Origin of the sequence: Actinomadura kijaniata NBRC 14229, from assembly GCF_001552175.1 — a bacterium.
GTDB classification, from domain to species: Bacteria; Actinomycetota; Actinomycetes; order Streptosporangiales; family Streptosporangiaceae; genus Spirillospora; species Spirillospora kijaniata.
Genome location: NZ_BCQR01000257.1, coordinates 1 through 10,944, shown reverse-complemented (window position 1 = coordinate 10,944; position 10,944 = coordinate 1). Strand labels below are relative to the sequence as shown.

The 10,944-nt window shown below is 73.8% G+C and carries 9 protein-coding genes; 6 read left to right on the top strand and 3 right to left on the bottom strand.

What is annotated here, in order from left to right; translation table 11 throughout:
• Window positions 1-2,877, top strand: a 2,877-nt coding sequence (locus tag AKI01S_RS46450) for a response regulator (RefSeq protein ID WP_157420644.1), incomplete at its 5' end; no start/stop codon positions are given.
• 4 nt (window positions 2,878-2,881) lie between these two features.
• A complete protein-coding gene (locus AKI01S_RS46445; RefSeq protein WP_084000918.1) occupies window positions 2,882-5,305 on the top strand; it encodes a SpoIIE family protein phosphatase in 2,424 nt (807 codons plus the stop codon).
• A 16-nt stretch (window positions 5,306-5,321) separates the two neighbouring features.
• Here the strand turns inward: AKI01S_RS46445 and AKI01S_RS46440 are convergent, their stop codons facing one another.
• Window positions 5,322-6,122 carry an enoyl-CoA hydratase-related protein gene (locus tag AKI01S_RS46440; protein WP_067832891.1) on the bottom strand — a complete coding sequence of 267 codons (801 nt, stop codon included), beginning with the start codon at window positions 6,120-6,122 and terminating at the stop codon, window positions 5,322-5,324.
• A 319-nt stretch (window positions 6,123-6,441) separates the two neighbouring features.
• On the opposite strand from AKI01S_RS46440, the gene AKI01S_RS50000 reads away from it, so the two are divergent.
• Together AKI01S_RS50000 and AKI01S_RS46435 are read left to right on the top strand one after the other, a co-directional pair.
• Entirely contained in the window at window positions 6,442-6,609 is a 168-nt protein-coding gene (locus tag AKI01S_RS50000) for a DUF3117 domain-containing protein (RefSeq protein ID WP_084000917.1), read from the top strand.
• A gap of 297 nt (window positions 6,610-6,906) precedes the next feature.
• Window positions 6,907-8,364, top strand: a complete 1,458-nt coding sequence (locus AKI01S_RS46435; RefSeq protein ID WP_067832888.1) for a leucyl aminopeptidase — start codon at window positions 6,907-6,909, stop codon at window positions 8,362-8,364.
• Window positions 8,365-8,383: 19 nt separating this feature from the next.
• Here the strand turns inward: AKI01S_RS46435 and AKI01S_RS46430 are convergent, their stop codons facing one another.
• A complete protein-coding gene (locus AKI01S_RS46430) occupies window positions 8,384-8,995 on the bottom strand; it encodes a hypothetical protein (RefSeq protein WP_067832885.1) in 612 nt (203 codons plus the stop codon).
• Between the two features lie 169 nt (window positions 8,996-9,164).
• A complete protein-coding gene (locus AKI01S_RS46425) occupies window positions 9,165-9,767 on the bottom strand; it encodes an O-methyltransferase (protein ID WP_067832882.1) in 603 nt (200 codons plus the stop codon).
• A gap of 214 nt (window positions 9,768-9,981) precedes the next feature.
• On the opposite strand from AKI01S_RS46425, the gene sigE reads away from it, so the two are divergent.
• Together sigE and AKI01S_RS46415 are read left to right on the top strand one after the other, a co-directional pair.
• A complete protein-coding gene (gene sigE, locus AKI01S_RS46420; protein WP_220508853.1) occupies window positions 9,982-10,641 on the top strand; it encodes an RNA polymerase sigma factor SigE in 660 nt (219 codons plus the stop codon).
• 62 nt (window positions 10,642-10,703) lie between these two features.
• On the top strand, window positions 10,704-10,944 hold a 241-nt coding region (locus AKI01S_RS46415), incomplete at its 3' end, for an anti-sigma factor family protein (RefSeq protein ID WP_174567477.1).

Sequence of the window (10,944 nt, the reverse complement as noted above, 5' to 3'; positions counted from 1 at the left end):
TCCATGGCCAACAACCTGACCAACCAGGTCCGCAACATCGCCCAGGTCACCACCGCCGTCGCGCAGGGCGACCTGACCAAGAAGATCGACGTGGACGCCCGGGGCGAGATCCTGGAGCTGAAGAACACCATCAACACGATGGTGGACCAGCTGTCGGCGTTCGCCGCCGAGGTGACGCGGGTGGCCCGCGAGGTCGGCTCGGAGGGGCGCCTCGGCGGCCAGGCCGAGGTCGAGGGCGTGTCGGGCACCTGGAAGCGGCTCACCGAGAACGTCAACGAGCTGGCGGGCAACCTGACCCGGCAGGTGCGCGCGATCGCCGAGGTGACCAGCGCGGTGACCACCGGGGACCTGACCCGGTCGATCACCGTGGACGCCTCGGGCGAGGTCGCCGAGCTCAAGGACAACATCAACCTGATGGTGCAGTCCCTGCGCGAGACCACCCGCGCCAACCAGGAACAGGACTGGCTCAAGACCAACCTGGCCCGCATCTCCGGCCTCATGCAGGGCCACCGCGACCTGTCGACCGTCGCCGCGCTCATCATGGACGAGCTCACCCCGCTGGTGTCGGCGCAGTACGGCGCGTTCTACCTGGCCGAACCCGAGGAGGAGGGCGAGTTCGAGCTGACGCTGATCGGCTCCTACGGCTACCCCGAGGACGACGACCCGGCGGCCCCGGTGCGGCCCGTCCGGTTCCGGCCCGGCCGCTCGCTGGTCGGGCAGGCCGCGCGCAACCGCCAGACCATCGTCGTCGAGGACGTCCCGTCCGGCTACGTCACCGTCTCCTCCGGGCTGGGCGCGGCGACCCCGGCCAGCCTGATCGACCTGCCGATCGTCGTCGAGGACCAGGTCCTCGGCGTGATCGAGCTGGCGTCGCTCAAGCCGTTCGGCCCGGTGCAGCGCGACTTCCTGGAGCAGCTGCGCGAGAGCATCGGCGTCAACGTCAACACCATCGTCGCCAACGCCCGCACCGACGAGCTGCTGGCCGAGTCGCAGCGCCTGGCCGCCGAGCTCCAGGCCCGTTCCGAGGAGCTCCAGATCCGGCAGGAGGAGCTCCAGCGCTCCAACGCCGAGCTGGAGGAGAAGGCCGCGCTGCTGGCCAGCCAGAACCGCGACATCGAGACCAAGAACCTGGAGATCGAGCAGGCCCGGCAGGAGCTGGAGGACCGCGCCCGGCAGCTGGCGCTGGCGTCCAAGTACAAGAGCGAGTTCCTGGCGAACATGAGCCACGAGCTGCGCACCCCGCTCAACTCCCTGCTCATCCTCGCCCAGCTCCTGGCGCAGAACCCGACCCGCAACCTCACCCCCAAGCAGGTCGAGTACGCGGGCATCATCCACTCCGCCGGGTCGGACCTGCTCCAGCTCATCAACGACATCCTCGACCTGTCCAAGGTCGAGGCGGGCAAGATGGACATCACGCCCGAGCAGGTGCCGCTGCGGGGCCTGCTGGAGTACGTCGAGGCGACGTTCCGGCCGCTGACCACGCAGAAGAGCCTGGACTTCCGGATCAGCTCCGCGCCGGGCCTGCCCGCCGAGGTCGTCACCGACGACGCGCGGCTCCGCCAGGTGCTGCGCAACCTGCTGTCCAACGCCGTGAAGTTCACCGAGGCCGGCGGCGTGGAGCTGCGCATCGAGCCCGCCGACCCGGGCGAGCTCCCGCCGCAGGTGGCGGCGTACGGACCGGCGCTGGCGTTCCGGGTGACCGACACCGGCATCGGCATCGCCGAGCACCAGCTGGAGTCGATCTTCGGGGCGTTCCAGCAGGCCGACGGGACCACCAGCCGCAAGTACGGCGGCACCGGGCTGGGCCTGTCCATCAGCCGGGAGATCGCCTACCTGCTCGGCGGGTCCATCACCGCCGACAGCGCCCTCGGCCGGGGCAGCACGTTCACGCTGTACCTGCCCGTCGCCCGCCCCGACTTCCAGGACGTGCGGCCCGCCTCCGCCCCGCACCAGGTGGCGGCCCCGCGGCGGCCCGAGCCGGCCGCCCTCCAGCCCGCCGAGCCGCCCCGGCCGCGCCGCCTGCTGGTGATCGAGGAACGGCAGGGCGGGCTGCTGTCGCTGGTCGCCGAGAGCGCCGCCGCCGACAGCCGCCACCTGGGCGATGCCCGCGACCCCGTGGAGATCACCACGGCCGTGGGCGCGGAGGAGGCCGCCGCGGCGCTGGCCGCCGAGCCGTTCCACTGCGTGGTGCTCCAGCTCGACATGCCCGACGGCGCGGGCCTGCGCATCCTGGAGGCGATGGACGGCGACCCGGCGCTGCGCGGCTTCCCGGTCCTGGCGCACAACAACCGCCGCCTGGACGCCGAACGGGAACGCGCCCTGCGCGACCGCGCCGACGACCGCCCGCTGGAGCTGCTGAACAGCCTGGACGAGCTGCGCGAGCGCATCGCCCTGCACCTGTCGGCTGAGCAGCCCGGTGACGTGCTGCCGCTGGTGCGGCGGGAGGAACCCGAGGAGCGGGACCCGGTGCGGATCGACGCTTCCCTGGCCGGGCGGCTCGCGCTGATCGTGGACGACGACGCGCGCAACGTGTTCGCGCTGACCGGCATCCTGGAGATGCACGGGATGCGGGTGGCGCACGCCGACAACGGCCGCGAGGGCATCGAGGCGCTCAAGGCCCACCCCGACGTGGACGTGGTGCTGATGGATGTGATGATGCCGGAGATGGACGGTTACACCGCCACCGCCGCGATCCGCGCGATGCCCGAGCACGCCGACCTGCCGATCATCATGGTGACCGCCAAGGCGATGCCCGGCGACCAGGAGAAGTCCCTGGCCTCCGGCGCCAACGACTACGTCACCAAGCCGCTGGACGCCGGCGACCTGATCGCCTGCATCCAACGCTGCCTCGACGGCGGTGCGGCCCGTGACGCCTGACCGCATGGCATCCGACCCCACCGCGCCCGACCACACCGCGCCCGACCCCGTGGCGCCCGACGGTTCGACGGCCACGGTCTCCGGCGTCAGCCGCCTGGCCGCGACCGTCGAGCGGCTGCGCCGCGAGGTGCGGCGGGCGCAGGCCGCCGCCGACGGCCGGGGCGTCATCGAGCTGGCCAAGGGCGTGCTGGTGGAACGGCTGCACTGCGGCCCCGCCGAGGCCGCCCGGCAGCTGCACGAGCTGGCCGACGAGGCGGGCGTGACGCCGCTGGAGCTGGCCGCCGAGATCATCGATCAGGCGGCACAGGACCGGATGGCCGAGGCGACCCGCGGGTTCCTCGACCAGGCGGTCCGCCGCGCCCAGGCCGAGCACGCCGCCGAGCGGGCCGCCGAGCAGGCCGCGCGGCTGCGGACCGCCGAGAGCGGCGCGCTGGCCGCGCCCGACGCCCAGGCCGTCGCCGAGTCGCTGCTGCGGCACGCCCTCGCCCCGCTGGGGGCCGCCGCCGTCGCGGTGTGGGCGGCCGACGGCGACGGCTCGCTGAGCCTGGCGGGCTGGGCCGGGTTCACCGAGGAGGAGGCCACGCGGTGGCGGTACGTCCCGCCGGGCGTGGTGACCCCGGCCTGGCGGGCGCTGACCGAGCGGCGGCCGGTGTGGCTGGACTCCCTCGGCGGCAGCGGGCCGCCGTCGATCGGGCTGCACGAGTGCGCCGGCGGCCGGGTGGCCGTCCCGGCGGGCACCGGCGGCCGCCTGATCGGCGTGCTGGAGGTCTGCTGGCCCGACGTCCCCGAGGACCGTTCGCCGCGCGTGGAGCGGCAACTGGAGGCGCTCGCCGAGCTGTGCGCCCACACCCTGGAGACCCGGCCCGCCGCCGGCCTGGCCTCCGCCGCCCTGTCGGCCACCGCCTACCGCGACCTGCCGGAGCTGATCGACCTCGCCGACGGCCTGCACGACCCGGTCCTGGTGCTGCGCCCGCACATCGACGCCGGCGGCGCCCTGGCCGACTTCCGCATCCACCATGTCAACGGCCACTTCGTGGACCTGGCCGGGCGGCCGCGCGCCGCCGTCGTCGGCACGCTGCTGCTGGAGTCCTACCCGCTGGCGGCCGAGCAGGGCGGCCTCTTCGACAAGATCGAACGCGTCTACGCGACCGGCGAGCCGTTCCGCGCCGACCGGATGGTGCTGACCGCGCTGGTCGACGAGGTCCCGCTGTCGGCCGCCGCCGCCGTCAGCATCAGCCGCCTGGGCGACAGCGTGCTGCTGACCTGGCGGATCGAGGACGAGGCCGCCCGCCTGGCCAACCTGCTCCAGCACGCCCAGCGCCTCGGGCGCGTCGGCGGGTTCGAGGAGAACTTCATCACCGGCGAGACCCTCTGGAGCGTCCAGCTCTTCCAGCTCCACGGGCTGCCCCCGACCGCGTCGCCGGTGCCCCTGGCCGAGCTGCCCGACCACGCCCACCCCGACGACGAGCCGGCCATCGGCCGGTTCCTCCGCACGCTGCTGCATCACCACCGGCCGGCGTCGGCGGCGTTCCGGCTGCACCGCTCCGACGGCGTCGTCCGGCACCTGCGGATCGTCGCCGAACCCGTTCTGGACACCGCCGGGCACCTGCTCGCGGTGCGCGGCGCCTACCAGGACATCTCGGCCCAGCACTGGACCGAGGTGGCCCTGGCCGCCACCCGCGACCGGCTCGCCCACACCGAGCAGCAGGCGGTCGAACGCAACCGCCTCACCCTCCAGCTCCAACGCGCGATCATGCCCGCGACGCGCGGCCCGATCGACGCCGCCGGGCTGAGCGTGGCGGTGCGGTACCGGCCCGCCGAGGAGGAGTCGGCGGTCGGCGGCGACTGGTACGACGCGGTGGTGCTGCCGTCCGGGCGGGTCCTGCTCTGCGTGGGCGACGTCGCCGGACACGGCATCGACGCGGCGACCGGCATGGTCGTGCTGCGCAACGCGCTGCGCGGCCTGGCCGCCACCGGCGCGGGCCCCGGCCAGATCCTGGGCTGGCTGAACCTGGTCGCCCACCACCTGACCGACTACGTCACCGCCACCGCCCTGTGCGGCCTGTACGACCCGGAGACGCGCGTGCTGCGCTGGGCCCGCGCGGGCCACCTGCCCCCGGTGCTGGTGCGCGCGGGGGAGTCGGCCACGCTGCCGCTGGTCGGCGGGCTGATGCTGGGGGCGCTGGACGAGGCCGAGTACGAGGAGGGCGAGTTCGTCCTGGAGCCCGACGACGTGCTGCTGATGTACACCGACGGCCTGGTCGAGCGCCGCGACGGCACCATGCAGGAGGCCCTGGAGCACCTGCTGGCCACGGCGAGGGGCCCGGCGGCGTCCCTGGAGACCCGCCTGGACCACCTCCTGACCCACAGCAACGCCGACACCGACGACGACACCTGCATCGTCGGCGTCCACCTGCCCCCGGCCTGATCTCCGGGGGCAGGACTCAGCGGCCCTCGAACGTGGGCTTCTGTTTCTTCAGAAACGACTGGGTGGCGTTCTGGTGGTCGGCCGTGGCCGCCAGCTCGTCCTGGAGCGCCGCCTCCCGCTCCAGCGCCGAGGGCAGGTCGCCGGTGGCGGCGTGGTCGAGGGCCTTCTTCACCGCCGCGTAGGCCAGGGTGGGGCCGTCGGCCAGCCGGCGGGCCAGCCCCGCCGCCTCGGCGGCCAGGTCCTCGGGCCCGACCACCTTGTGGATCATGCCGAGCCGCAGGGCGCGGTCGGCGGTGACCGTGCCGCCGAGCAGCAGCAGCTCGGCGGCCACCGCCCGGCCCACCAGGCGCTGCAACGTCCACGACAGGCCGCTGTCGGGGGCCAGCCCGATCCCGGTGAACGCCGTCGTGAACTTCGCGGTGTCGGCCGCCACCACCAGGTCGCAGGCCAGCGCCAGCGACATCCCGGCCCCGGCGGCGACGCCGTTGACGGCCGCGACCACCGGCTTGGGCATCTCCGTCAGCGCCCGCACGATCGGGTTGTAGTGGCGGTGGACCGTGTCGTCCAGGCCCTTCCCGGCGGCCAGGTTGTCGGCGTGCTCGCGCAGGTCCTGCCCGGCGCAGAACGCCCGGCCCGTGCCCGTCAGCAGCACCGCGCGCACCCCGGGGTCGCCCGCGGCGCGTTCCACGGCGGCCCGCAGCGCCTCCTTGGTCTCGACCGTCAGCGAGTTCATCGCGTCCGGACGGTCAAGTGTGATTGTGGCCACACCGTCGGTGGCGGCATAACGCACGGGGCCGTTCTGGGCGGCGTCGAACATCCTTGTCCTCGCAATCCTCGTGGGGCGCTCCCAGGTAACGATCGGTGAAGCGGGAGTCCGCGGGCAAGAGGCGTGACCGTGCGACATCGGGCAAAGAGAAGGCAAAGGGCCGTTGTCGCCTGCCTTTCGGTGCGGCTTCCACGGTGTTCGAGGGGTGCGGAATATGCGCGGACTTCCGATCTGCAGACTGATCGTTACCACTTCGCGCCCGGAAGACGAGATAATGGACCACTACTGATGACGCGGATGCGACAGGCGGCCACGCGGCCAACGGTGCCCGGAGGCCCCACGCGGCCCTAGGCAGGAAGGGGATGCACGCATGGCGGCGATGAAGCCGCGGACGGGAGACGGTCCGCTCGAAGTGACCAAGGAGGGGCGCGGGATCGTCATGCGGGTCCCTCTGGAAGGCGGCGGCCGCCTCGTGGTCGAACTCTCCGCCGACGAGGCGAAGGAGCTCGGTGAGGCCATCAAGGAGGTCGTGGGCTGAGACTGTGTTTCAAAAGCCCTGGCCTACGGCGCTCGCCTGGGGGCTCGCGCCTTACCAGGCCTTGGCGAGCGCGGCATCGCTTCGCGATCTGACCCGCGGCCCCTCGCCTTCGGCGTCGGGCCCGCAGGTCAGGTAACGCGCTCGCGTGCGTGGCTGGGGACCACTTTGGAACAGGCCCGCGCACTTCCGTGCCGGAGTACGACGGTGATGGTCCCGGCGACGCCGCCGGGGCCTTCGCCGTGCTCGGGACGCCACGCAGCACCATCCAGCATCGCCTGAGGTAGGGGGATCCGACCTATGCCCATCGAGACCCGCGTCGAGCCCGTCGGCGGCCGGCTGTCGGAGCTGACGGCCGAACGGGACGCCGAGGTCGCGGCGGTACCGGTCCGGTCCGGCCCGCAGGCCCCCGCGGCCGAGATCGCCGCGCTGCTGCCGTTCACGCTGGACGAGATCCTGGCGCTGCACCGGGCCAAGGGCGAGGCCGGAGAGATCGTCTCCACCCCGGTGCGGGTCGGGGACGGGGTCCGCGAGCTGCTGCTGTACGGCGTCGGCGACGCCACCCCCGCCGACCTGCGCCGGGCCGGGGCCGCGCTGGCCCGGCGGGGCAGGGGCAGGCGGACGCTGGTCGCGGGGGTGCCGGACGGCGACCTGGCGGCGTTCGTCGAGGGCGCGCTGCTGGCCTCCTACACGTTCCGGATCGGCGAGGCCCCGGCCAAGGGCCCGCTGGAGACCCTGGCCGTGCTCACCGAGGCCGGGCCCGACGCCTCCCGGGAGGCGATCGCCCGCGGCACCGCCCGCGCGCACGCCGCCGCGACCGCCCGCGACCTGGCCAACACCCCCTCCGGCGAGAAGGACCCGTCCTGGCTGGCCGACCGCGCCGCCGAGATCGCCGAACGGTCCGGCCTGACGCTGCGGGTCCGCGACGAGAAGGCGCTGGCCGAGGGCGGCTTCGGCGGCCTGCTGGCCGTCGGCTCCGGCTCGGCCCGCCCGCCCCGGCTGATCGAGGTCGGTTACGCCCCCGAGGGCGCGGACCGGCACGTCGTGCTGGTCGGCAAGGGCATCACGTTCGACAGCGGCGGCCTGTCGCTGAAGCCGAACGAGAACATGAAGCTCATGAAGACCGACATGAGCGGCGGCGCCGTCGTCCTCGCCGTCATGGGGGCGCTGCGCGACCTGGGTGTGCGCGCCCGGGTCACCGGCCTGGTCGCGGCGGCCGAGAACATGCCGTCCGGGTCCTCGATGCGCCCCGGCGACGTGATCACCCACTACGGCGGGACCACCTCCGAGGTCCTCAACACCGACGCCGAGGGCCGCCTGGTGCTGGCCGACGCCCTCGCCTACGCCGACGCCGAGCTCGACCCCGACGCGGTCGTGGACGTGGCGACGCTGACCGGCGCGGCCAAGCTCGCCCTCGGCGTGCGGCACGGCGCGCTGTTCGCCAACGACGACGCGCTCGCTGAGGCGCTCACCGCCGCCGGGACGGCCGCCGGGGAGCCGGTGTGGCGGCTGCCGCTGAGCGACGACCTGCGGCCCGCGATCGAGTCCGACGTGGCCGACCTCGCCAACGTGGGCAAGCCCGGCTTCGGCGGCGGCGCGATCACCGCCGCGCTGTTCCTGGAGGCGTTCGTCGGCGAGCGTCCCTGGGCGCACCTGGACATCGCCGGCCCGGGCCGCGCCACCGGCGACGACGCCGAGATCACCAAGGGCGCGACGGGCTTCGCCACCCGCCTGCTGCTGTCCTGGCTGACCGCCTGACCGGCGCCACCGCCCGGGCTCACCGGTTGCGGCGGTCGATCACCGGGACCTCGCGGCGGCGCCGCGCCTCGCGGACGACCTCCGGGAGGGCCTCCCGGTCCACCGGCACGCACCACCGGGCCGCGGGCGCCGTGTGCGGGAGGTCCGTCAGCGTCAACGCGACCAGCCGCGGGCGTTCCGCCGTGCGGGCCAGCTCCGCCAGCTCGCCGGTCGGCAGGAACACCAGGTAGTCCTGCTCGCCCCGGCGGGTGCCGTGCACGCCCCGGCGCAGCGCCGCGATCGCCGTCACCTCCGTCCAGGGCAGCACCCGGTCGGCGCGGCGGGGGAGCGGCCAGCGCGCCGGGCGGCGCACCCCGCCGGCGGTCAGCTCCAGCACCGGGCGGCGGTTCAGCAGCGTCCCCAGCGACAGCAGCAGGCCCGTCCCGAACAGCACGATCCCGGCCACGCCCAGCACCCCGAACAGGGCGCTGCCGAGGCCCTGGCCCCGCGCGACCGCGCCGCCGACGAACCCGACCGACGCCACCACCAGGATCAGCATCGCCACGAACTGCCAGACCGCCCGCCACCCGGGGCGTTCGCGCACCAGGAACGGCTCGGCGGGCGTGTCGGTCGTACGGTCGGCGGACTCCATGACAGCGGACCCTACGGGAGGGTAACCCGCCCGGCCAGTCCGTACGCCCAGGGCCTGTTCCGAACCGGGCCTCAGCCGCGCACGCGAGCGAAGCGATGTCGCGCCCGCCAGGCCCTGGTGAGGCGCGAGCCCCCGGGCGAGCACCGTGGGCCAGGGCTTTGAAACGCGCTCAGTCGCGTTTGACCGCGCACAGCAGGCCGTCGCCCACCGGCAGCAGCAGGGGGACCAGCCGTTCGTCCTCGCGGATCATCTGGTGGACCTCGCGGACCGCCTGCGTCTCGGGGTCGCGGCGGGCCTGGTCGGTCCCCCGGCGGTGCCACAGCGCGTTGTCCAGCGCGACCACCCCGCCCGGACGCAGCAGCCGCAGCGCCGCCGTCAGGTACTCGGGGTACTCGCGCCGGTCGGCGTCGCAGAAGACCATGTCGTAGGCCCCGTCGGTGAGCCGGGGCAGCACCTCCAGCGCCCGGCCGACGATCATGCGGGTGCGGGACGAGCCGAGCCCGGCCTCCCGGTAGGCCAGCTTCGCCAGCCGCTGGTTCTCGTGATCGACGTCCACGCTGGTCAGCACCGCGTCCTTGGCCATCCCCCGGAGCAGCCAGATCCCGGACACGCCGCAGCCGGAGCCGACCTCCACGACCGTGCGGGCGTTCAGCATGGTCGCGATGAAGCGCAGCGCCGCGCCCCCGGCCGGGCCGATGGGCAGCGCGCCGGCCTCCTCCCCCCGCCGCCGGGCGTTGAGAAGTGGCTCGTCTTCGAGGTGGAATTCCTCCACGTAGGCCAGGGTGGCCTGAATGGCGTCGATGGCTGCCTCCTCGCGGGACCCCCGCCTGGCTCATGCTCGGTGAAGACCTTATCGCTGACCGGGAACCAACTGGAGTTTCAGCGCGTTCTAAGTGAACGATCGGCCGCTTCCGGCGTCCGGTCGCGACACCGCCCCAGCCCAGGCGCGACAGTGTTGGACATCCAGGAAGGAACAGCCCGACACCATGGGAGTGGCAGCACTTACCCTCAAGGGCGCTGTGGGGGTCGGCCCCAGGCAGGGGTTCGGTAACGCAGCGGCCGGACGAGCACGCGACAACGCACCCGAGGCCGAATGGGCGCCCCCGTCATGGGACGAGGTCGTCCGCGAGCACTCCGCGCGCGTGTACCGGCTCGCCTATCGCCTGACCGGCAACCAGCACGACGCCGAGGACCTCACGCAGGAGGTCTTCGTCCGGGTGTTCCGTTCGCTTTCGAACTACACGCCCGGAACGTTCGAAGGCTGGTTGCACCGCATCACCACGAACCTGTTCCTCGACGGGGCGCGCCGCAAGCAGCGCATCCGCTTCGAGGGGCTGGCCGACGACGCCGCCGAGCGGTTGCAGGGCCGCGAGCCCACGCCCGCGCAGGCGTTCGACGACCGCAACTTCGACGCCGACGTGCAGGCCGCGCTGGACGCCCTCGCCCCCGAGTACCGCGCGGCCGTGGTGCTGTGCGACATCGAGGGCCTGTCGTACGAGGAGATCTCGGCGACCCTGGGTGTCAAACTGGGGACCGTGCGCAGCCGCATCCACCGGGGGCGGGCGCAGCTGCGCGCCGCGCTGGAGCACCGGGCGCCGCGCCGGGCCGGCGCCATCGGACGTGACAGCGCGGCCGTGGACGCCTAGAAAGTACATCGGCGTTCCTCTGGATCGCCGGTGCGTGACGAACGGGACGAAGAGGGAGCCGCGTGAGCTGTCTGGGGGAGCGTCTGACCGCTCTGGTCGACGGTGAGCTGGGCCATGAGGAGCGCGAGCTCGCTCTCGCCCATCTCGCGTTCTGCGACCGGTGCAGGAAGGAGGCCGACGCGCTGCGGCGGCTGAAGTCCCGGCTGCGCGGACTGTCCGACCTCCCGGTGGCCGAGGGCGCCGACGACGCGCCCACCGGGGACTTCATGGCCAGGCTGATGGCGCTCGGCGAGCCCGGAGGGC